This is a genomic window from Paucibacter sp. XJ19-41 (assembly GCF_028462495.1).
Taxonomy (GTDB): Bacteria; Pseudomonadota; Gammaproteobacteria; order Burkholderiales; family Burkholderiaceae_C; genus Roseateles_E.
The window spans coordinates 20119-41424 of record NZ_JAQOWX010000016.1 but is presented as its reverse complement, the minus strand read 5'-3'; the positions used below and the strand labels follow the sequence as shown (position 1 = coordinate 41424).

Sequence of the window (21306 nt, the reverse complement as noted above, 5' to 3'; positions counted from 1 at the left end):
CCGTCCCATAGCAAAAACCGAAGAGCGCCGCGACGCGGCGCCACCGCTCGCTGGCGGCTGCTACCGGGGGCAGTGTAAGTCGCGCGCTGCGGCCGCCGCAGCGCAGCGCGTGCAGGACTGCACGGCAGCGCGGCTCGCGTCATGACCGCGCTCAGCGCAGCGGCGCGCGCTCCTGACCGGAGGCGGTCTGCGCGTCGAGCCCGCGCGCCGGCGTCTCGGTGGTCTGCTGCGCGCTGCTGCCCACCGGCACCAGTTCCTCGATCACCCAGCGGCCATAGTGCTGGGCCCGGGTCGCGCGGTGGCTGCGGGCAATCTCGGCGACCCGCTGCACCTGGGCCTCATGCGCGGCCTCCACCACCATGAAGCTGTGGCCTTGCAGCGCCAGCTCGCGATGGGCCTTGACGATATTCATCTCCTGGCCGAACGCGGCCAGCGGGCTGGGGTTGGCCAGATCGGCCTCGGCCTGGGCCTGCATCTCGGCGGGCGTCAGCGTGCGCACCACGGGGCGGCCGGCCTCGGCCAGCGCCGCCCGGATCGCCGCGAGATCGGCCCCGCGCGGCAGGGCCAGCACCACATGGCCGACCGGATTGAAACTGCCGAAGCTGGTGGGATGGGGTGTGGGAGCGTTCATCGCGAGGGCCTCCTGCGAGTGGATGTGCTGTCATGCTGGGCGCGGCACCGCCGGCTGTCGACCGGCCAAGACAGGGTCTTGCTGTCGGCGGGGGACTACAAGGCGGGGCAGCGCCGGGTTCTTTCGGGTTACCAAAAACCAGGCGAAACAGTTTTGACCACTCACCGACCCTTAGCATCGCGCCAACCATCAACGCCGAGGGAGACGAGGGATGACGCTGCTGACCCTGCTGCGCGGCAATGCCCGCTGGATCGGCGGTGGCTTCGTGCTGCTGCTCCTGTCCTCTTTCGGTCAGACCTTCTTCATCGCGCTGTCGGCCGGTGACATCCGGCGCGAGTACGGGCTGTCGCACGGCGGCTTTGCGGCCCTCTATATGGCGGCCACCCTGCTGAGCGCCCTGACGCTGCCGCGACTCGGGCCCGTGGCCGACCGTCACAGCGCCACGCGGCTGGTGCGCCTGGCCGTCCCGATGCTGGCACTGGCCGCTGGCCTGATGGCGCTGTCCACCCACATCGGCCTGCTGCTCGTGGCGCTCTACCTGCTGCGGCTGTTCGGCCAGGGCCTGATGACCCATATCGCCTTCACCGCACTGAGCCGCTGGTTCCTGGCACAGCGAGGTCAGGCCTTGTCCCTGGCCACCCTGGGCATGAACGCCGGCGAGGCGCTCTTCCCACTGGCCTTCGTCTCGCTGGCCGCCGTGCTGGGCTGGCGCGGCGCCTGGGGCGCGGGCGCGCTGGGTCTGCTGCTGCTGGCGCTGCCTCTGGTCGCGGCACTGACCGCCGTGGAGAGACAGCCGGCAAGGGCCGAGCTCGGCACGCGCCGGACCGCAGGACGCGACTGGACCCGTGCCGAAGTGCTGCGCGACCCGCTGTTCTACTGGGTGATGGCGGCGATGATCCCGCCGGCGCTGATCGGCAACACCGTGTTCTTTCACCAGCTCTACCTGGCCGAGTTGCGCGGCTGGCCGGCACAGCTGTTCGCCTCGGCCTTCGCGTTGATGGCAGCGATGACCGTGCTCTGTTCGCTGCTGGCCGGGCGCCGGGTCGATCGCAGCTCGGCCACGGCGCTGCTGCCCGTCTACCTGCTGCCGATGGGGCTGGGCTGCCTTCTGCTTGGCGGCGCCGAGGGCGGCTGGGTGGTGTGGGTCTTCATGGCCTTGTTCGGTCTGTCCAATGGCTGCTCGCTGGCATTGTTTGGCACCCTGTGGCCCGAGATCTATGGCCTGGCTCATCTGGGCGCCGTCCGCGCAATGATCGTTGCCGTGCTGGTCTTCGTATCGGCGGTCGGGCCGGGCAGCGCCGGCCTGCTGATCGACCTGGGGCTGAGCTATCCGGCCCTGCTGCTGGCGCTGGGCGGCTACTGCCTCGCGGTGTCGCTCACGATGCGGGCGGCGGTGCGGCGGCTGCGCCAACGGTCTCAGGCCTGTGCGCAGGAGTACATTGCACAAGCGCCAGCCAGCCACGACCCCGAACCCCGGGGCAGCCAGCCGGCCGGAGACCGCCCATCATGACGCTGTGCCCGATTGCCCTTGCCGTGGGCTGCAAGAAATGCCCGGCCTTCTCGGTCTGCCCGCTGAAAAGCGTGATCGGCGACCAGCCGGCGAAGGGGAAGCCTGAAGCGAATGCGAGCCGAGCCAGCGACACCAAGAAGCGCGGCAAGTAGACGAGGATTCAAGAGGGGTCAGGTCTTGATGGTGGCTCCGGCGGGGTCCCGGCGACCTCGCTATGCGCCGCATGCTCGGCCGCCTGACGCGCGACCCGCCCCAGCATCCTGCCCACCGAGGACAGATCCAGCGCGGCCTGTGGTGCCGCTGCGGGCAGGCTCAGCGACGGCAAGCTCGATGCGCCGGGAGCCGCGACCTCGGGCAGCCGGATGCTGGCCAGGTTCAGCGCGGCCGGTTCGCTCGCTCGCGCCAGCGCGATGCGTGGTTGGGCCTGCGTAGCCGACTCAGCCGCAGCGGCGCGCCGGCGGGCTTCGATGCCCGCAGCGCGTTCAGCTGCAGCGCGTTCAGCTGCTTGCCGCGCGGCCCGGGCATCGAGCGCACGGCGGCGCTCGCTGAGGTCTTCGGCGTCGCTGACGTCGTCCATATTCCAGCGGCCGGCACCGGATCGGCGCGGGATACCGGCCGGCGCGCGGCGTTGCGAGGCTTCCAGCCGAGCCAGCGAGATCGTCAGGTCGATCGGCTTGTCGCGCTCGCGCAGGCGCTCGCTGAAGTCATTCAGCAGCGCATCGAGGTCCTCGGGCTCGAAGCCGTCCGACGCCATTGCTGTGCCAGCCCGATCAGACCCGCGCCTTGACGAAGGCCACATAGCGATCGACCCAGGTCTGCACAAAGGCGCTGCTGCCCTCGTTGATGCCACCGTCGGCATCGAAGAAGCCCTTGCCGGCATGGATGAAGGCCTCGGGCTGGCCCAGCGTGGGCACATCGAGATAGGCCAGGATATTGCGCAGATGCTGCTGCGCCAGCGCGGTGCCGATCACGCCCACCGAGGCCCCCAGCACCCCGGCCGGCTTGCCGGCCCAGACGCTCTGGCCATAGGGCCGCGAGCCATGGTCCAGCGCATTCTTCAGCACGCCGGGGATCGAGCGGTTGTACTCCGGCGTGACGAACAGCAGGCCCTGGGCCGCGCTGATCTGGGCCTTGAAGCGCTGCACCGGCTCGGCCGGGCTGGCGTCATCGTCCTGGTTGTAGAGCGGCAGTTCGCCGATCTCGACCTGGCCGAAGCTCAGCTCCGGCGGGGCCAGCTTGGCCAGCGCGCTGGCGAGCTGGCGGTTCAGCGAATCGCGGCGCAGGCTGCCGACCAGCACGGCAATATGGATTGAGGCCATCGGGAGCTCCTGGATTGGGTTGACAGCGCCCGATGCTAACGGATGGGCAAGCCCACCGATCAGACGCCGTGCAGCAGTGGGCGCGGCTCGAAGCCGCTACAGGCCCGCGCCAGCCTCTCATAGGCCTCGCGCGACGGCGTCGTGGCGGCCGGCGGCAGCACCAGCGAGAGACGGGCGAACAGGTCGCCCGGCGTCGCGCCAGGCAAGCCCTGACCCTGCAGGCGCAATCGACTGCCCGGCGCGGCCCCGGCCGGCACCGTCAGCTGCAGGGTGCCGCCGGCCGGCGTCGGCACGGTCAGGCTCGCGCCCAAGGCGGCCTCCCATGGCGCCAGCGGCAACTCGAAGCTGACATCAGCGCCATGGACCTGAAACAATGCATGCGGCAGCAGTTCGATCTGCAGATACAGATCGCCGGCCGGCTGGCCGCCGCGGCCCGGCAGGCCCAGGCCGGCCAGCCGCAGCCGTTGGCCGTCGCGCACGCCTTTGGGGATGTCGACCTCGATGCGGCGCTGCGCACCGGCCTGGCTCAAGACAATGCCGTGATGGGCGCCCAGATAGGCATCCTTCAGCGCTATCTTCAGCCCTGCGTGCTGATCGCCACCGGGGGCACGGTCGCTGCGGTTTGCGAACAGGCCCTCGAAGAAGTCATCGGGCTTGGTGGACCCCGGCGCCCAGTCGCTGGCCGGCTTAAAGGCGGCGGCGGACTCAGCGGACTCGCGATGCGCCGCCAGGTCGTGCGCGGCGCGCTTGCCGGCGTCGCCCAGCACCTCGTAGGCCTCAGCCACCGCCTTGAACTGGGCCTCGCCGTCGGGCAGCTGGCTGACATCCGGGTGGTAGCGCCGCGCCAGCCGGCGGTAGGCCCGCTTGATGGTGGCGGGCGAGGCGTCGGCGCCGACTTCGAGCCGCGCGTAATGGTCCTTGGTGCTCATCGTGGGTCCTGGCAGGCGATGGCCCATCGTGCGCTCAGCCGCGTCGGGGCATCGGTGCGCTAGCCCACACTCAAGCCATTCACTTGAAGAACCAGTAGCCCACCAGGATGGCCGCCACCACGCCCACCACATCGGCGATCAGGCCGCAGGTCAGCGCGTAACGGGTCTTCTTGATATTGATGCTGCCGAAGTAGACCGCCAGCACATAGAAGGTGGTCTCGGTCGAGCCCTGGATGATGGCGGCCAGCTTGCCCTCGAAGCTGTCGACGCCGTAGGTCTTCATCACGTCCACCATCAGCCCGCGCGCACCGCTGCCCGACAGCGTCTTCATCAAGCCCACCGGCAGGGCCGGCACGAAGTCGGTCGGCAGGCCCACCGCCGCCAGGCCCCAAGCGATGCCGCCCACCACATAGTCCATGCAGCCGGTGGTGCGGAACACCGAGATCGCCACCAGGATCGCGATCAGGTAGGGAATGATGGTGATGGCGACGCCGAAGCCTTCCTTCGCGCCCTCGACAAAGGCCTCGTAGACATTGATGCGCCGCCAGGCCCCCACCGCGATGAACATCACGATGACCGACAGGATCACCAGGCTGCCCAGCAGGCCGATGTACTTGGCCATCAGCTCGGGCGGGTAGCGGTGCAGCCAGCCGAACAGCGCCGCCATGATGGCGATAAAGCCGCCGAAGAAGGCCAGCATCGGTGCGCTGAGCAGATTGATGCGCTGGTAGGCGGCCACCGCGACCAGGCCGGCCGAGAAGGAGATGAAGGTGCCGATCAGCGTGGGCAGGAAGATGTCGGCGGCGTTGAAGCCGACCAGGCCCTGATCCACCGCCAACGCCTGGCGGATCGCGATCACCGAGGTCGGGATCAGGGTGATGCCCGCCGTGTTGAGCACCAGGAACATGATCATCGCGTTGCTGGCCGTGTCCTTCTGCGGGTTGATCTCCTGCAGCTCCTTCATCGCTTTGAGGCCCAGCGGCGTCGCGGCATTGTCCAGGCCCAGCATATTGGCGCTGAAGTTCATCACGATGGAACCGCCGGCCGGGTGGCTCTTGGGGATCTCGGGGAACAGGCGCTTGAAGAACGGCGCCATGCCGCGCGCGAACAACTGGATCACGCCGGCATGCTCGCCGATCTTCATGATGCCCAGCCACAGCGACATCACCCCCACCAGGCCCAGCGAGATGTCGAAGCCGGTCTTGGCGGTGTCGAAGATGCCGGTCAGGATCTGCGAAAAGATCAGCAGATCGCCCTGCAGCAGCCGCGCCAGCGCCACGGCAAAGCCGATCAGGAAGAAGGCGATCCAGATGTAGTTGAGCACCATGCGCGGGACGGTCAGGGTTGGCCAAGAAAGGCGCCCATTATTCCGGCTGCGCGATCAAGCGCCATGCCAGCTTGAGGGGGGCGGGATACCCGGGGGTGATGGGCGGGACGTGTCCGTCAATCAGCGGGACGGTGGCGGGCAGCTTTCGGCTCGTGGCGAACCATGGGCTCACAAGCTCGACCGCCGCTGCACAGCGGAAACGGACGTTCCCCCGCCCCTACTGGACGAGATTGAAGTCGAGTGCTGGATGAGGGCCGGGCAGTACTTTCCGAAGCTCATCCTCGGCCTGGGACATCCCATTCTCGGGGACGGCAAGAACCACTACCGCATCCTTGGAACTCAGATCGACCATCGCCAGAGCGCGGAACCCAGGGTTGTTGCCCCAATGCCAGGTAATGTCCGCTGGATGAGGCCGCCCGGCCTGATCGGCTCAGTGCGGACCCCGGTGGGGATCCCCGGCCTCGGTCAGATGTGGGCATCGATGGTGTGTGCGGCCTCTGCGCCGGTGCTGGGCCTGACCTCAGTTCGATCCATGCCCGTAGCTAAAGACACGGGTGATACTCCACGCCTTTTCTTGCTGGTGCCACACGATCATGAACTCGGCCAGCCCCTCGCAGGGGTGCGTCGTTCCGCCCGGCTTGTAGTGGCAGAAGCGGTGCTCGCCACGGGCCAGCGCCCCGTAGCCCTTGATCGGCCACACCTTCAGCGTGCCCGGGACCAGCTCGCGCTGGAACTTGCCACAGACATTGGCCCGGGTCTGCGCAAGCATGATGTCGCGCGCCCACGTAACGCCCCCGAGGTCGTGATAGAACTCGACGTGGGGGTCGAAGAAACTCGCGTACCGATCCAACTGACCGGGAACCTCGCAGTGGTTGAAGGCCTCGAAGGCCGCCGCATCCAGAGCTGCAATCGTGGACGCGAGTTCGGTCTCGGGCGAGGGGGTATCTGCCGCCTGGGCCGCCATGGCGGTGCCGGCGAGGACGAACGCGAGGGTGCGCTGGAGTCGAGCGATCATCGGTCTGCCTTGGCATATGTGGAAAGCCGCATCTTCGCGGCGGGCCGCTGATCCCACCACCGGCATGCGAGGGGCGGTGACACGACTCTGACAGACCGCAGGATGGAATGACAGAGCGCACTGCTTTCATCCCGCTCTCAGCCTCCTCTCAGCTCCCACTCAGGCACGCCCCGCAGCATGGCCGGGTCTTCCACTCGCGCAGCCGCCATGCTGCCAACCCTCCCGATGCGCAAGAACCGCTACGCCCTCCCCCGCCAACCGCTGGCCCTGCTGCCACTGGTGACCGCCCTGCTGCTCGCCGCCTGTGGTGGCGGCGGCAGCAACGACGACAACAGCGCCCCGCTGCGCGCACCGCTGATCGGCAGCCAGGCCTACGCCGGCGCGCAAAGCCTGACCCCCGGCTCGGCCCTGCTGCTGCGCTACCGCATGCAGGCCGTGCGCGGCGGCGACACCGAGGCCAGTGCCCTGCTGCTGCTGCCCAAGGGCCAGGCTCCGGCTGGCGGCTGGCCGCTGGTGGTCTGGGCCCATGGCACCAAGGGTGTGTCCGACGGCTGTGCACCCAGCCGCGACTACGACGACGACCAGGACAAGGATTACCCCGCCGCCCTGCTGGCACAGGGCTTTGCGGTGCTGGCCCCCGACTACGAGGGACTGGGCGGGCCCGGCGTGCATCCTTATCTGAGCCTGGCCAGCCAGGGCCGCTCGATCACCGCAGCGGTGCAGGCCGCCCATGGCCAGAGCCAGCACAAGCTCAGCCCCGGCTGGGCCGTGGTCGGTCACTCGCAAGGCGGTTTTGCGGCGCTGGCGGCGGCCGAGCATGCGCCGGCCATCGCAGCGGCACACCCGCTGCGCGCCGTGGTGGCACTGGCCCCCGGCGCCGAGTTCGAGCACACCGTGCCCGAGTTGTTTGCGCAGATCGACGCGCTGCAACAGCGTTTCGATGCTGCGGCGGCGGCCGGGGATGAAGCCGCCATCGAGGCCCTGGGCGAGCAGCTGGCGATGGATGTGTTCAGCACCAGCTACAACGGCCTGATGCTGGTGCTGGGCCTGCAGGCCCAGCAGCCCACGCTGACGCCCGAGCTGCTGCTGGACCCGGCCGCCCTGCCGCTGGCCCGGCTGGCGCTGGAGGACGGCAATTGCGAGCAACTGGAGGAGCGGCTGGCACAGGCCATGCTGGCCCACGGCCAGGCCCAGCGGCGCCTGGACAACTTCCCCGGCCTGCCGCGCCGCGATCTGCTGAACATCCCGGGCGTGCTGCCGCTGCTGCAGCAGAACAATCCCGGGCAGACCCGCCTGGCGGCACCGGTGCTGATGATCCAGGGCAAGGCCGATGGCCAGACTCCGCTGGGCGCGGCACGCCGCTTGGCGGCCCGCATGCAGGCGGCCGGCACCAGCCTGCGCTATGAGGAGATCGAGGGCGACCACGGCGCCCCCTTCGACAACGGGCGCGAGGAGGTGCTGAGCTTCTTGCGCCAGCAGCTGGGCCGCTGAGCTCAGGCGGCCGCAGCGGGCAGCCAGACCCTCACCCGCAGGCCGCCGCCGGGCGCATCGTCCAGCGCCAGGCGGCCGCGATGGCGGTTCAGCACGGTGCTGACAATGGCCAGGCCCAGGCCGCTGCCGCGCTCGGCCTGGTCGGGCACGCGGGTGAAGCGCTGCAGCACCTGCTCGCGCCAGGCCGGCGGGATGCCCGGCCCCTGGTCGCAGACCTCGATGCACAGCTCGGCCTCGGCCCGGCTCAGGCGCAGCCGCACGCAACCGCCACCGGGGCTGTACTTGAGCGCGTTGTCCACCAGATTGGTGAACAGCGAGGTCAGCCCGTCGAGCTGGCCCAGGGTCCAGAGCCCGCCCGGGCTCTCGCAGTCCAGCGTGATGCCGCACCGGTGCGCTCGCAAGGCCACCTCCGCCAGCACATCCTGGATCAGCGCGCCCAGCTCGATGCGCTGCGGCTGGGTCGGCAGACCGGCCTCGCTGCGCATCAGGGCCAGCAGCTGCTGGGCCAGATGCACCGAGCGCTCGGTGCTCTTGAGCATGCCGGCCAGCACCGGCGCGGCGCGGCTGTCCTGCACCAGCGGCTGCAGCGACTCGGCATAGAGCTGCAGCGCGGCCAGCGGCGTGCGCAGCTCATGCGCGGCATCGGCCACGAACTGGCGCTCGCGCTCGCGCGCCTCGCGCACCTCGGCCAGCAGGCGATTCATGGCCTCGATCAGCGGCCGGAGCTCACGCTGCCGCGCCGGCAGGGTCAGCGGCTGCAGCTCATTGGCGCCGCGCCCCGCCAGCTCGCCGGCCACCTGTCGCCAGGGGCGCAGGGACAGGTAGACCGACAGCCAGGCCGGCAGGATCAGCAGCGGCAGGCTGACCATCAGGGGCAGCAGCACCAGGCGCAGACTGTTCGACGAGAGCAGGGCCTGCAGCCCGGTGGTGTTGTACACGAAGCTGATCACCACCGGCGGCTTGCCCTCTGCGGGCTGGCCGGCCACCGTGAGCAGATGCCAGACCTCGCCCGCCAGCTCGCGCTTGCGCAGGCCCAGCTGGCTGGCATCGCCCAGCGCGGCCGGCAGCCGCTCGGTACGGAACAGCTCGTGGCCATCGCGCCAGACGACCATCGCGGTGCGCAGATGGGGGTCGTCCTGCTCGCCGTCACCAAAGCGATTCCACTGGTCGACCTTGTGCAGCAACTGCTGCAGCGCCTGCGGCTGATCGCTGAGCGCCTGCGCCGCCAGCACCACCGCCTCCAGCGCCGGCACCGCCTCGGCCAGATCGGACTCGGTGACCATCTCGCGCTCCAGCACGGCGCTCAGCACCAGACCCAGCCAGATCAGCACGATCAGCCCGGCCTGCGCCAGCAGCAGCCCCCGCAGCACCGAAGGCTCCAGGGCCCGGCGCATCAGCCGCTTGAACAGCAGGCTCACGGACCAGGCCCGGCCGGCTGGCGGTCAATCACATAGCCGACACCGCGCACGGTGCGGATATAGCCCTCGCCGACCTTGCGTCGCAGGCTGGAGATATAGACATCCAGCACATTGCTCTGCGCATCGGCGCAGCACAGCACCTGCTCCTCCAGGTAGTGGCGGGTCAAGACCCGGTCGGGCCGCTTCAGCAAGGCCGCCAGCAAGGCGAACTCGCTCGGCGAGAGCTCCAGCTCGCGGCCCTCGATGCTGGCCCGCATCGAGCCTTCGTGCAGCAGCAGACCGCGCAGGCTCAGCCCGCTGCCTTGCAGGCCATAGCTGCGCCGCGCCAGGGCGCGCACGCGCGACAGCAGCTCCTGCTGCGCGAAGGGTTTGAGCAGGAAGTCGTCGGCCCCGCCGTCCAGGCCACGCAGACGCTCGCTCAGAGCATCGCGGGCGCTGAGGATCAGCGTCGGCAAGACCTGACCCTCGCGTCGCAGCCAGGCCAGCAACTCATGGCCGTCGCCATCAGGCAGGCCCAGGTCCAGCACCACCAGATCGGGGCGGGCGGCGCTCAGCTGTTGCAGCGCATCGGCCAGGCGCCGCACCCAGACGGTGCGATAGCCCTCGGCCTCGAAGGCCAGGCGCACGGCCTCGCCCAGGTCCAGATCGTCTTCCAGCAGCAGGATGTGGATGGTCATGGCGCACGATTCGACCACGCCCGCATGAACGGCAGCTGAAACCGGGCGATGTGCTCAGAACGCCGGCACCACCGCACCGCTGTACTTGCTCGCGATGAACTGCTTGACCTCGGCGCTGTTCAGCGCGGCGGCCAGCTTCTTCAGCGCGGGCGCGTCCTTGTTGTCGGCGCGGGCGACCAGCCAGTTGGCGTAGGGCGAGCGGGCGTCCTCGATGGCCAGCGCGTTCTTGACCGGGTTCAGCTTGGCTTCGAGCGCGTAGTTGGTGTTGATCAGGGCCAGGTCGACCTGGGGCAGGATGCGCGGCAGGGTCGCGGCCTCGATCTCGCGGAACTTCAGCTGCTTGGGGTTGTCGGCGATGTCGCGCGGCGTGGCCAGGATGTTGTCGGTGCTCTTGAGCTTGATGAGGCCGGCGCGGTCCAGCAGCAGCAGCGCGCGGCCGGCATTGCTGGGGTCGTTCGGGATCGCGACCGTCGCGCCGCTGGGCAGCTCCGCCAGGGCTTTGTGCTTGGCCGAGTAGGCGCCGAAGGGCTCGACATGGACGGCCACCACGGCCTGCAGGTTCGCGCCCTTGCCCTTGTTGAACTCGGAGAGATAGGGCTTGTGCTGGAAGAAATTGGCGTCCAGGCGCTTCTCGGCCACCTGCACATTGGGCTGCACATAGTCGGTGAAGACCTTGATCTCCAGTTCCACGCCCTGCTTGGCCAGGCCCGGCTTGACGAACTCCAGGATCTCGGCGTGCGGCACCGCGGTGGCGGCCACGCTGAGCTTCTCGGCGGCGGCGAAACCGCTGATGGCCAGGGCGGCCAGGGCAATTGCAATCTTCTTCATGGGTCTACTCCTCTAGGTACAACAGAAAAATCAACGGCGGGCAATCAACGACGGGTGAAGCGATGCACCAGCCAATCGCCCAGCATCTGCAGCAGCTGCACCAGCAGCAGCAGCAACACCACCGTCACCACCATCACCTCGGTCTGGAAGCGCTGGTAGCCGAAGCGGATCGCCAGGTCGCCCAGGCCGCCGCCGCCGATCACGCCCGACATGGCCGTGTAGCCGACCAGGGTGATCGCGGTGACGGTGGCGGCCGAGACGATGGCCGGCCGGGCCTCGGGCAAGAGGGCCTGCCAGACGATCTGCCAGGTCTTGGCCCCCATGGCCTGGCCGGCCTCGACGATGCCGCGATCGACACCGCGCAGCGCGCCCTCGACCAGGCGGGCAAAGAAGGGCACGGCCCCGACCACCAGCGGCGGGATCGCGCCGGCCACGCCGAGAGATGTGCCGGCCACCAGCAAGGTGAAGGGGATCAGCACGATCAGCAGGATCACAAAAGGCAGCGAGCGCAGCACATTGACCACCAGCGAGAGCAGCGCATAGGCGCGCGGCGCGGCCAGCAGCTGGCCCCGATCCAGCAGGAACAGCAGCACGCCCAGCGGTAGGCCCAGCAGCAAGGTGAACAGCAGCGCGCCGCCCAGCATCAAGAGGGTGTCGACACCGGCCAGGCCGATCTCGGCCCAGTCCATCGCAATGAAGATATCCAACATCAGCGCAGCACCTCCACCGTGACACCGCGCTCGCTCAGCAGCGCCTCGGCGGCGGCCAGATCGCCGCCGGTCACCGAGATCGTCAGCTGGCCATAGGGCACGGTCTTGATGCGGGCTATGCGGCCCGACAGGATGCCGAAGTCGATGCCGGCGCGCCGCGCCACCTCGCCCAGCAGCGGCTCATAGGTGCGCTCGCCCCGGAAGGTCAGGCGCAGCAGCCGGCCCGGCACATGGGTGTAATCATCCAATTGCGCCTGCTCGTCGACATGCTCGGCCTCCAGCACAAAGCGCCGCGTCACCGCCTCGCGGGGATGAAGAAAGACCCGCGCCACCTCGCCCTGCTCGACGATGCGGCCGGCCTCCAGCACCGCGACCCGGTCGCAGACCCGCCGCACCACCTCCATCTCATGGGTGATCAACACGATGGTCAGGCCCAGCTCCTGGTTGATCTCGGCCAGCAGGTCCAGCACATCGCGGGTGGTCTCGGGGTCCAGCGCGCTGGTGGCTTCGTCGCACAGCAGCACCTGCGGTTTCGTGGCCAGCGCGCGGGCGATGCCGACACGCTGCTTCTGCCCGCCGGAAAGCTGGGTCGGGTATTTGTCGGCGTGGGCGCTCAGGCCGACGCGGGCCAGCAACTCGGCCACGCGCGGGACGATCTCGGCAACCGGCCGGCCGGCGATCACCAGCGGCCAGGCCACGTTCTGGGCCACGGTCTTGCTGGACAGCAGATTGAAGTGCTGGAAGATCATGCCGATGCGCTGGCGCGCGGCACGCAGACCCGCCTCATCCAGGCCCAGCAGCTCGGCACCGGCCACCCGCACGGCGCCGCTGTCGGGCCGCTCCAGCAGATTGATCACGCGCAGCAGGGTGCTCTTGCCGGCGCCCGAGGCGCCGATGATGCCGAACACCTCGCCAGGCTCGACCCGCAGGCTCAAGCCCCGCAGCGCCGGCACCTGGCGCTCGCCAAGGCGGAAGGATTTGTGGATGTCGTCGAGTTCTATCACCGGGGACGGCGGGGCCTGGCCCCGTCAAATTCGCAGCCCGCGATGCTAGTGGAAAACCCTAGATTTCCAAGAACGGAATCGCAATAAGCAAATTCAGCACTTCAACTGGGCACCTGACGGGCCGCCTCTGCTTGCAGTTCTGCCAGCAAGGGCAGGTAGACCGGATCCCCTGCCGCCCGCATGGCGCGGAGAACCAGGCTGTGTGAATTGATCGCGTCCCACAACGCCGATTTGACCCGCTGGGCATCGACACCGAATACATGCGGACACAGACAGAGCGCTGCGTACCAGGAGCCCAGATTGTCTGAGGGGTAGTGGACACCGGCAAAGACGCGTCGATCACCGGTGTCAATCAGGAACTGACGCACGCAGGCCTGTGCTATCGAGTCCGATGCCAACTCAGATGACAGACTGATCAACACCTGGCAGAGAGCCAGCACACCTTGTAGACAGTGACCACTGACCATCGAAGGTGTCACACCTGACTTGGCCAGACGATAGGAAAACCCGACCTGCCCGAGCAAACAACTGGCCTGATAGGGACGTGGGCGCTGCAAGCGTCTCTTCAAATGAAGCGACAAAGGTCGCGCGATGTCCGCGCCGCCGGTCACCACAGCCGCGCGAAAGCGACTGCCGTGGTGCGCATAGAAGCTGGCGTCGTATTCCGCCAAAGTTGCCACAGGCGCGTTTTGATCCTCTTGTTCAAACAGCGCCAGATGCTGGGCCGTGCAATGACCGCTGCGGCAATGGCTGATAGCCTGAGTCAGACAAGGACGCAGACCATCCATTACCTGCAAGTCAGCACGAGTCAGTGCCAGCATGTGTTGCTGTGATGCACCATGCCAGCCCCTGTCATCGTAACGCGGCCATAGAAAGCCGGCGATCGTGTTGGTCAGATTTTCGAGCCAGGACAGCCATTCCTGGGGTGTCGCATCGGTGCTGCTCTGCGGTGTCAACCGAAACCCCTTCGGTTGGGCGTTGCTGGCCAGATAGCTCAGCATTTCGGCATGCATCTCCCCATAAGGCGGCCAGTGGATTGACTCAAACGACCGGTCTTCTGTGTCCATTGCGAGGTCCTAGAGGTTTGGGGGCTTCACTCTGGCAGGCCCGCAACGCGCAGAGCTTCGAGATAGGCCCGGGCATGAGGCTGGTCGCGGCCAGGGTACTGTTGGGCATAGGTCCGAAGCCGAAACTCGGGGCTGATGCGTAGTAAGTCGGCAGCGGCGGCCCTCGACTGCGAAAGTTTGCCGGCCAAGGCCAGAGAGATCGTCAGCAAGCGGTGGGAGGCAACATGCATCCGATTACGCTGCAATGACAGCCGCGCCCACTGTTCGGCGTCCTGGTACTTTTTGCTAGCGAGCATGGCAGCCCCAGCCATGGTGTCGAACTGGAAACGGAGCGGATCCAGAGGGGAGAGCATGATGGCATGCAGCGCACACCGTTCCGCAGCACTACCGTCACCCAAATAGCTATGAATGCCGGCCAGGACCCGCCAGCCATGCGGTTCCTGCGGATCCACCTGAATAGCCAACTCGCCGCGCTGCCGGGCGGCCAGCAGATCGGTTCCGAAATGAGCGGTGATAAGGGCATCGGTAGCCAACGCAAAGGCATGATCTGGCTGCAGATCCAAGGCGCGCCGCGCCATCGCTTGGGCTTGCAGCCCCTCGTGACGTGCGTCATTCGTCCAACCTTGCAGCAATTTCATCAAATGCCACTTCCCAAGCATGGCCAGCGGAGCGGCGCTGCGTGGTACGCGCTGGGCCAGGTGATCCAGCAAGGCATGTGAGGCCTCAAAGTCACTTGCATTCAACCGATGGAGCAGGGTCACGCCACCGATGTAGAGCGTGAATGCCTCCAGACTGGGTAAAGGCAGCCTCCGTGTACGTTGCGTTTCTTGGCTGGCGATGGCACGGCTCACTTGGGCAACAATGGCCGGCACCATCTCATCCTGCCCAGCAAAAAGCGCGTCCACAAGCGCCGACTCGGTGCCGGACCAAAGCACAGCGGCACTGCGCAGTTCCACCAACTCCAGATGAACCCGAACCTTGTCGCCATGGCTGATTAGACTGCCGCTCAAAACATAGTTGACGCCGAGCAGACGACGATAGTCGTCTAGGCTGTAGTGGCCCAGCCTCAATGCCGAGCAGGAAAGACGCGATACCAGACGCAAGCCGGGACACCGTGACAATGAGGTGATGATGTCATCGGCCAGTGCATCACCCAGCGCCTGGTCCGATGCCTTGGTGCCGAATGGCACCCGGGGCGGAATGACAGCCAGCCCCACTTGATGGCTCACCATATCGGGCATCAGGCGTAGCCGGCTTGAATCGGGCGGCCGTAGCCTGAAGGCACGCAGAGGTTCGGGCAGGTTCTTCAGGTAGCAGTCCCCCAAGTCTTGGATATCGGCGTTCAAGCCATCGGCCAATGAATCGCGTACTTCGACTGAAACGATCACTTCGCCGGGTCCGGCCATTGCGGCAAGACGCGCCGCAACATTGACACCGGAGCCGTAGACATCCAGTTCGTCGATCATCACATCGGCGGTGTGAACTCCGACCCGGAGCAGCAAGAGCTCATGCGCTGAGCGATCCCTGTTCAGCGCTTCGGGCAGGCGCTGGATCGCGAGCGCCGCCTCCACAGCCGGGGCAATATCAGCAAACACCAACAGCAAGCCATCCCCGAGGCTCTTCACCATACGGCCGCCGTAAACCGGCAGCAGGGTCTCGCGCACTTGGCCGACCAAGGTCCGCCAGCGCCACACCACATCAACCTCGTTTTCATGCATCAGCCGAACCGACTCCACCATGTCGACGACCAGCAGGGTCTGGCGTCGATGCACAAGTTGCTCAGCCAAGATGGAAACATCAGGCAAATGGCTCATGAGGGACCTGCGGACGGAGGGTGACTCATTCTCAGGCCCGCCGCCCCGACGAGACAAGCGGCCACTCCACCCCGGGCTGAGTCAGGGCCGCAGATTGGCCAGATCGCGCAGCATCAGCTGGATGGCCTGGCGGACCGCGCCCTCGTTGGCCAGGCGCAGGCGCTCCGGATGCGAAAGCAGGGCCTCGCTGAACTCGGCCTTGTGCACCGTGCGCACGCTGCGCTGGTAGACCACGGCCCCGCCGCTCTGCTCGACCAGGCTGAAATGCACCGCGCTGGCGACCTCGGTGTCCAGCGACACCAGCGGCTGCGACAGTGCCAGCAGCTGGGCCTTGAGCCGGTAGCGCGCCGCCGGCGGGCTCGGCGCCCACAGGCCGACGGCCCGCAGCGACTCCTCCAGCGCATGCTCCAGCGCCAGGCTGCTGACCTTGGAGCCCCACCAGCGGCCGGTCTCGGCGCCGCCGCTGACATCGGCCAGCGCCACCTGGCCGCGCAGACCCTCGGGCATGAAGCCGCGCAGCTGCAGCGCATCGGCCGGGGCCAGCGCCATCTTGTGCGATTGCGAGGCCGTGCCGCAGGCGGCCAGCCCGGCCAGACATCCGGTCGCGATCAACAAACTCCGCCTGCTCGTCACCATCACAAACGCCTGTGTTGCAGGGCCGGCAGCTGCTGCCGCAGCCGGGCCAGCCGTGCCGTGTCGATCTCTGCCAGCACCACGCCCTCGCCCTCGGGCAGGCATGCCAGCACCTCGCCCCAGGGGTCGACGATCATCGTGTGGCCCCAGGTCCGGCGTCCATTCTGATGCGTGCCGCCCTGGGCCGGTGCGATGAGATAAGCGAGGTTTTCGACCGCTCGCGCGCGCAGCAGCAGCTCCCAATGGGCCTGGCCGGTGGTGTGGGTGAAGGCGGCGGGCACGCTGATCAGGTCCAGCGGCCCGAGGCCGCGGTAGAGCTCGGGAAAGCGCAGGTCGTAGCAGACCGACAGCCCGACGCGCAGGCCCTCGACCTGGGCCGCCACCGGCGCCTCGCCGGCCTGCAGCACCCGGCCCTCGTCATAGCGCTCGCGGCCGTTGTCGTAGCAAAACAGATGCATCTTGTCGTAGCGCGCGGCCTGCGTGCCATCGGGCGCCCAGACGATGCAGCTGTTGCGCACCCGCGCCGGATCGGCCGTGCGCAGCGGCAGCGTGCCGCCGATGATCCACAGGCCCAGCTCGCGCGCCGCGTCGGCCAGCGCCTGCTGGATGGGCCCGGCGCCCGGGGCCTCGGCAATCGCCAGCTTGTCCTCGTCCTTCAGCCCGATCAGGCAGAAATACTCAGGCAGCGCCGCCAGCCGCGCGCCCTGCGCGGCCGCCTCGGCCAGCCAGTGGCGCGCCCGCGCCAGGTTCAGGGCCACATCGGGCCCGGACACCATCTGGATCGCTGCAATCTTCATCATCGTCAAATCTCCGTTCAGGGCGCCGACGCCGCCGCCTCGGCGCCGGCCTTGCGGTCCACTTTCTCGACCTTGGGATCATCCCAGCTGCCGGTGACATGGAACTCGCGGGTGTTGGCCGCCATCATCGGCTTGCGCAGCACCAGCTGGGCCAGGAAGGTGCCCAGGCCGACGGCCGGATTGATGGCCGCATAGGCCAGCGAGGCGCCACCGGCATTGATCTCGGGCACGACCACGACGCGCAGGTCCTGGGTCTCGCGCGCCAGGTCGGCATGGCCCTCCATCACGACCACCGCCTGCACCCCGCTCATGCGCAGGTTCTCGCTGCTGGCCACGCCGCGCTCGATCTTGATGTCGCCGCCGAAGCCGTCGAAGGCAAAGCCCTCGCTGAACACATCGCGGAAGTCCAGGGTCAGCCGGCGCGGCAGCGACTGCAGACTCAGGATGCCCAGCAACCGGCCCACGCCCGGCTCGGCCTGCAGGAACTGGCCGGCATCCAGCGCCACCTTCAGCTGCCCCCCCATGCTGGGATAGTCCGGGCTCAGCGGCGAGCCCAGCCAGGCGAGCTGACCGGTCAGCTCGCCCTTGCCGCCGCGCAAGACCCGACCCTGGCCGAGGCGCTCCAGCAGATTGCCGGCGTCGGCCACATCGAGCTTCCAGTCCAGCAGCGTGCGCCGCCGCCCCGTGCCGTCGGCCAGCCAGCGGCCGCTGGCATTGAGCAGCGCGTCGGGGTGCTTGAGCTGCAGCTTGTTCAGCCGCCATTCGCGCTGCGCCCCGTGCAGCGAGGCCTCGACCTCGACCCGGCCCAGGCGCTTGCCACGCAGCTCGAAGTCCTCGATCACGATGTCCAGGGTCGGCACGCTGTCGCTGGGTTTTTCCAGCAGGGTGCTGACCTCGTCGGCCTCGCTCTTGGGCAGCGACAACCGCGCCAGCCGCGCGTAGACGCGACCGGGCTGCTTGTCGTGGGCGCTGCGCAGCTCCAGATAGCCGTTGAGTTGCTCGGCGTCCAGATTGATGCGCCAGCTGTGCTGCTCGGGCGCATGGGTGATGCCGGCCACCAGCCGGGTCAGCGTGCGCCCGCCCAGCTGCAGCTCGCGGGCGCGCAGCGCGATCTGGGTCGGCACATAGCCGCCCATTTCTGCAGTCCCGCCCAGGGCGGACGACGCGGCGGCCGTACCGCCCAGCAGGCTTTGCACGCGCGCCTGCCAGGCGTCGAGATCGACCCGGTCCAGCGTCGCCTGCAGGCTCACGCCCTGAGCCGGCAGCGCCGGCAGCTTGTCCTGCAGCGCCAGCGCGCCGGCCAGCACCCGGGGCGGATCGACGCTGATGTCGCGCTGGTACTGGGCCAGCACCAGGCTGCCCAGCTCCAGCCGCAGCTCGTCACGCTTGCCGGCCAGCAGCGTGCTCTGCAGGCGCAGCGGCAGCGCCGCGTCCGCCTCCTTGCGCAGCGGCGCCGGCAGGTCCAGCGACAGGCCTTGCAGGCTGCTCGTCAGCGTGAACTCGGTCTGACCCTCCTTGATGCCCAGCTGCAGGCGGTAGGCGGTCTGCCCGCCCATCTGCTGGGCCAGCCGCGCCGCCAGGCCCAGCTCGCCGGCGCGCCGCAGGCCTTCGGCCGTGACCAGACCCTGGCCGGCAAAGCGCAGGCTGCCGTCGCGCTGGCTGCCGCCCTCGAAAGTGGCGTCGCCGCCCAGCACCCGGGCCGCGCCGCCCTGCACCGTGACGCTGCGGCGGTCGAACTCGATGCGCGCCCGGGCCCCGGCCAGCAATGGCAGCTGCGGCCCCAGCCGCACATCGTTGCCGCCCAGTGTCACGCTGCCCTTGACCGTGCTGCGCTCGACATCGTCGAGCGGGATCTGCAGCGCCAGCTTCAGCGTGGCGGCACCACTGGCCGTGGCGTCCTGCAGGCCCTTGCCTATCCACTCGCCCACCGGCGAGAGCTTGATGAAGCGCAGCAGCTCGGCCATGGGCCCGCGCCCGCTGCCCTCCAGCGCCAGCACCGGGTGCTGCACCAGGTCCTTGATACCGCCGTTGACCGCGCTGAGCTCATAGCCCAGCACCTTGGCGCGGGCATTGCGGATGCGCATGCTGCCGCGCTCGAACACCAGCTCGCCGTTGACCTGCTCCATCGCCGGCCAGCTGGAATCGGGCACATAGGCCAGATCGACATCATGGGCCTGGACCGCGATGCGGAACTGGCCGGCCGGGCTGCTGTCGAAAGGGAAGTCCCACAGATCGCCGCGCACCCGGAACTGCACCTGGCGGCCCTCGCCGCCGCGCACCGCGCGCCGCACATAGTCGCGCGCCTCGCCGCCGACACCCAGCGGCAGATAGCGCGCCACCCGCGCCGCCTTGGCCTGGTCGAGCCGGCCGTTGAGTTCCAGCTGGCCGGGGAAGCGGCCGCCGCGACCGTTGACCGACTGCCCCGCCGGGCCGCCCTCGCCGGTGCGCCACAGCAGCTCCAGCTCGCCGCGCAGATCGTCATTGGCCAGCTTGGCCTCGCTGAGCCGCAGTTCCAGCGCCGGCGGCTTGCCGGCACGGGGCTGGATGCGCCAGTTCAGCATCGCGTTGAAGCGCTGCAAGGGCAGCAACGGTTCCTCGAACACGCCGGGCAGGTCCAGCAGCCCGTCCTGCAGGCTCAGCCGGGCCTGGCCGCCGCCCTCATGCGCTTCGAGCTGCAGGCTGGCGCCGGCCACACCCGGCCGGCCCACGCCCTGCTCGGCCGACTGGGCCGCCAGCTGCAGACCGTCGACCCTGGCCTTGACGCGGTAGCTCGCGGGCGCATCCAGCGGTCCGTCCCAGCGCGCCGTCAGCGCGCTGATCACGCCCTGCGGCGCCAGCTCGTCCAGCCAGTCGCGCTGGGCCTGGCCCAGCGGCAGACGGGTCGCGATCTGGCTCATCAGGGCCAGATCCAGGCGCTGGGCCTGCAGCTCGCCGCCGCTGATCGGCGGCAGCGGCTGGCCGGGCTTGGCGGCGGCCCGCTTGAGCGAGAGCGACCAGTCCGAGCGCGGCCAGGCCAGGCCGTCTGCGCCCTCGAAACCCAGCTGGGTGGCGCTCAGCGAATAGCCGTCGGCGCGCCGCTGCACCGCGAGCCGGCCCTGGATGCGGGTCAGGTCCAGCGGCTCCATCTCGGCCCCCAGGCGCAGGCGCACGGCGCGCAAGCCCACATCGGCACTGACGCTGTTCGGCTGGCCGTCCTTGAACTCGGCCCAGGCGCGCAGCGCGCCGTCGCCCTCCTCCAGCTCGAAAGGCAGGTCCAGATGGCGCTTGAGCTGGCGCAGATCGGCATGCGGCAGGTCGGCATAGAGCTGGCCGCTCCAGTGCTGCAGCTCGGCGGGCCGCTTCAGCAGCGACTGGGTGAAGCGACCGCGCAGGCTGAAGCGCTGGCCCCAGGCCGCCGGCGGTGTGGCATCCAGGCGCAGATCGTGGCGGCGCAGGCCGTTGCGCAGCACCAGGTCGACCGCGCTGAGCTCCAGCGGCGGCGCGGCGCGGCCCTCGTCGACCCAGCGCAGCCGGCCCTGGCGGATCACGAACTCGGGCTGGGAGAAGAACCAGTCGGCCATGTCGTCGCCGGTGCCGGCCGCCGTGGCGCCCTCGTCCAGGCTCAGGCCGGCCACGAACAGCCGGCCCCGGGCATCGCGGCGCACCTCCAGCTCGGGGCCGTCGATCAGCAGCTGCGAAAAGCGCAGTTCCAAGGCCAGCAGCGAGCGCGCCGACAGGGCCGCCGAGACCCTGGGCAGGCGCAGCGCCTCGCGGCCGGCCGGGTCCAGCAAACGCACATCGCGCAGCTCCAGCGCCGGGATCCAGCCGCCCGAGCGCACCTCGATCTGGCCGATGCGCAGCGTCAGCCCCAGGCTTTGCGAGGCCATGCGCTCCAGGTCGGGGCGCCAATCATTGATGTGGGGCAGAATTGCCCAGTGCAAGACCAGCCAGGCCGACAGGAGCAAGCCCCAGGCGAGCAAGACCAGACCGAGAGCCCAGCGGGTCCCCCGCAGCAGCCAGCGGGTGGGTCGCTGTGCAACACGTCTTGCGGCGGCTGAAAAGCTTGCGATGAACGACATGTACGAGGGAGTAGCTCGCGATGGAGCGGAAAACAATATGACCGTGCTTGCATCTCCTTGGGTGCTGCATGCCCATGC

At 68.7% G+C, this 21306-nt stretch carries 19 protein-coding genes; 3 read left to right on the top strand and 16 right to left on the bottom strand.

What is annotated here, in order from left to right; translation table 11 throughout:
* Positions 1–151: 151 nt before the first annotated feature.
* Positions 152–631 (bottom strand): hypothetical protein, encoded by a 480-nt coding sequence (locus PO768_RS06345; protein WP_137944252.1) that lies wholly within the window; start codon positions 629–631, stop codon positions 152–154.
* A 211-nt stretch (positions 632–842) separates the two neighbouring features.
* Between PO768_RS06345 and PO768_RS06340 the strand changes: the two genes are divergently transcribed.
* The gene (locus PO768_RS06340; protein WP_272645379.1) at positions 843–2141 is read left to right on the top strand and encodes an MFS transporter; all 1299 of its coding nucleotides are present in this window, start codon (positions 843–845) and stop codon (positions 2139–2141) included.
* Positions 2138–2293 carry a hypothetical protein gene (locus PO768_RS06335; protein WP_272645378.1) on the top strand — a complete coding sequence of 52 codons (156 nt, stop codon included), beginning with the start codon at positions 2138–2140 and terminating at the stop codon, positions 2291–2293. Before PO768_RS06340 ends, PO768_RS06335 begins: the two co-directional genes overlap by 4 nt.
* A gap of 8 nt (positions 2294–2301) precedes the next feature.
* On the opposite strand, the gene PO768_RS06330 is transcribed toward PO768_RS06335, so the two are convergent.
* The 5 genes from PO768_RS06330 to PO768_RS06310 form a co-directional block, all read right to left on the bottom strand.
* Complete coding sequence (locus PO768_RS06330) at positions 2302–2895, bottom strand: hypothetical protein (RefSeq protein WP_272645377.1); 594 nt, start codon at positions 2893–2895, stop codon at positions 2302–2304.
* A gap of 16 nt (positions 2896–2911) precedes the next feature.
* The gene (locus PO768_RS06325) at positions 2912–3460 is read right to left on the bottom strand and encodes an NADPH-dependent FMN reductase (protein ID WP_272645376.1); all 549 of its coding nucleotides are present in this window, start codon (positions 3458–3460) and stop codon (positions 2912–2914) included.
* A gap of 59 nt (positions 3461–3519) precedes the next feature.
* Entirely contained in the window at positions 3520–4389 is an 870-nt protein-coding gene (locus tag PO768_RS06320) for a DnaJ C-terminal domain-containing protein (protein ID WP_272645375.1), read from the bottom strand.
* Between the two features lie 79 nt (positions 4390–4468).
* Positions 4469–5716, bottom strand: coding sequence for a nucleoside recognition domain-containing protein (locus PO768_RS06315; RefSeq protein WP_272645374.1), 1248 nt, complete (start codon positions 5714–5716; stop codon positions 4469–4471).
* A gap of 520 nt (positions 5717–6236) precedes the next feature.
* Complete coding sequence (locus tag PO768_RS06310; RefSeq protein WP_272645373.1) at positions 6237–6731, bottom strand: nuclear transport factor 2 family protein; 495 nt, start codon at positions 6729–6731, stop codon at positions 6237–6239.
* 207 nt (positions 6732–6938) lie between these two features.
* Between PO768_RS06310 and PO768_RS06305 the strand changes: the two genes are divergently transcribed.
* On the top strand, positions 6939–8222 hold the full coding sequence (locus PO768_RS06305) for an alpha/beta hydrolase family protein (RefSeq protein ID WP_272645372.1): 1284 nt from the start codon (positions 6939–6941) through the stop codon (positions 8220–8222).
* 2 nt (positions 8223–8224) lie between these two features.
* Here the strand turns inward: PO768_RS06305 and PO768_RS06300 are convergent, their stop codons facing one another.
* The 10 genes from PO768_RS06300 to PO768_RS06255 all read right to left on the bottom strand — a co-directional run bounded on the left by PO768_RS06300 (position 8225) and on the right by PO768_RS06255 (position 21228).
* Positions 8225–9640 (bottom strand): sensor histidine kinase, encoded by a 1416-nt coding sequence (locus PO768_RS06300; protein ID WP_272645371.1) that lies wholly within the window; start codon positions 9638–9640, stop codon positions 8225–8227.
* Positions 9637–10311, bottom strand: coding sequence for a response regulator transcription factor (locus tag PO768_RS06295; RefSeq protein ID WP_272645407.1), 675 nt, complete (start codon positions 10309–10311; stop codon positions 9637–9639). Before PO768_RS06295 ends, PO768_RS06300 begins: the two co-directional genes overlap by 4 nt.
* Before the next feature lie 60 nt (positions 10312–10371).
* Positions 10372–11145 (bottom strand): MetQ/NlpA family ABC transporter substrate-binding protein, encoded by a 774-nt coding sequence (locus tag PO768_RS06290; RefSeq protein WP_272645370.1) that lies wholly within the window; start codon positions 11143–11145, stop codon positions 10372–10374.
* Positions 11146–11189: 44 nt separating this feature from the next.
* A complete protein-coding gene (locus tag PO768_RS06285; protein WP_262969037.1) occupies positions 11190–11855 on the bottom strand; it encodes a methionine ABC transporter permease in 666 nt (221 codons plus the stop codon).
* Complete coding sequence (locus tag PO768_RS06280) at positions 11855–12859, bottom strand: methionine ABC transporter ATP-binding protein (protein ID WP_272645369.1); 1005 nt, start codon at positions 12857–12859, stop codon at positions 11855–11857. Before PO768_RS06280 ends, PO768_RS06285 begins: the two co-directional genes overlap by 1 nt.
* A 101-nt stretch (positions 12860–12960) precedes the next feature.
* A complete protein-coding gene (locus PO768_RS06275; RefSeq protein WP_272645368.1) occupies positions 12961–13926 on the bottom strand; it encodes a phosphatase PAP2 family protein in 966 nt (321 codons plus the stop codon).
* 26 nt (positions 13927–13952) lie between these two features.
* Positions 13953–15740, bottom strand: coding sequence for an adenylate/guanylate cyclase domain-containing protein (locus PO768_RS06270; protein ID WP_272645367.1), 1788 nt, complete (start codon positions 15738–15740; stop codon positions 13953–13955).
* Positions 15741–15821: 81 nt separating this feature from the next.
* Positions 15822–16352 carry a hypothetical protein gene (locus tag PO768_RS06265; protein ID WP_272645366.1) on the bottom strand — a complete coding sequence of 177 codons (531 nt, stop codon included), beginning with the start codon at positions 16350–16352 and terminating at the stop codon, positions 15822–15824.
* A gap of 23 nt (positions 16353–16375) precedes the next feature.
* On the bottom strand, positions 16376–17170 hold the full coding sequence (locus tag PO768_RS06260) for a carbon-nitrogen hydrolase family protein (protein WP_272645406.1): 795 nt from the start codon (positions 17168–17170) through the stop codon (positions 16376–16378).
* Positions 17171–17187: 17 nt separating this feature from the next.
* Positions 17188–21228, bottom strand: coding sequence for a YhdP family protein (locus tag PO768_RS06255; protein ID WP_272645365.1), 4041 nt, complete (start codon positions 21226–21228; stop codon positions 17188–17190).
* Positions 21229–21306 lie beyond the last annotated feature (78 nt).

What these genes read in the sequence shown, in the direction of transcription:
- PO768_RS06345 (WP_137944252.1), bottom strand. Translation starts at nt 631, where the DNA reads ATGAACGCTCCCACACCCCATCCCACCAGCTTCGGCAGTTTCAATCCG.
- PO768_RS06340 (WP_272645379.1), top strand. Translation starts at nt 843, where the DNA reads ATGACGCTGCTGACCCTGCTGCGCGGCAATGCCCGCTGGATCGGCGGT.
- PO768_RS06335 (WP_272645378.1), top strand. Translation starts at nt 2,138, where the DNA reads ATGACGCTGTGCCCGATTGCCCTTGCCGTGGGCTGCAAGAAATGCCCG.
- PO768_RS06330 (WP_272645377.1), bottom strand. Translation starts at nt 2,895, where the DNA reads ATGGCGTCGGACGGCTTCGAGCCCGAGGACCTCGATGCGCTGCTGAAT.
- PO768_RS06325 (WP_272645376.1), bottom strand. Translation starts at nt 3,460, where the DNA reads ATGGCCTCAATCCATATTGCCGTGCTGGTCGGCAGCCTGCGCCGCGAT.
- PO768_RS06320 (WP_272645375.1), bottom strand. Translation starts at nt 4,389, where the DNA reads ATGAGCACCAAGGACCATTACGCGCGGCTCGAAGTCGGCGCCGACGCC.
- PO768_RS06315 (WP_272645374.1), bottom strand. Translation starts at nt 5,716, where the DNA reads ATGGTGCTCAACTACATCTGGATCGCCTTCTTCCTGATCGGCTTTGCC.
- PO768_RS06310 (WP_272645373.1), bottom strand. Translation starts at nt 6,731, where the DNA reads ATGATCGCTCGACTCCAGCGCACCCTCGCGTTCGTCCTCGCCGGCACC.
- PO768_RS06305 (WP_272645372.1), top strand. Translation starts at nt 6,939, where the DNA reads ATGCTGCCAACCCTCCCGATGCGCAAGAACCGCTACGCCCTCCCCCGC.
- PO768_RS06290 (WP_272645370.1), bottom strand. Translation starts at nt 11,145, where the DNA reads ATGAAGAAGATTGCAATTGCCCTGGCCGCCCTGGCCATCAGCGGTTTC.
- PO768_RS06285 (WP_262969037.1), bottom strand. Translation starts at nt 11,855, where the DNA reads ATGTTGGATATCTTCATTGCGATGGACTGGGCCGAGATCGGCCTGGCC.
- PO768_RS06275 (WP_272645368.1), bottom strand. Translation starts at nt 13,926, where the DNA reads ATGGACACAGAAGACCGGTCGTTTGAGTCAATCCACTGGCCGCCTTAT.
- PO768_RS06270 (WP_272645367.1), bottom strand. Translation starts at nt 15,740, where the DNA reads ATGAGCCATTTGCCTGATGTTTCCATCTTGGCTGAGCAACTTGTGCAT.
- PO768_RS06260 (WP_272645406.1), bottom strand. Translation starts at nt 17,170, where the DNA reads ATGAAGATTGCAGCGATCCAGATGGTGTCCGGGCCCGATGTGGCCCTG.
- PO768_RS06255 (WP_272645365.1), bottom strand. Translation starts at nt 21,228, where the DNA reads ATGTCGTTCATCGCAAGCTTTTCAGCCGCCGCAAGACGTGTTGCACAG.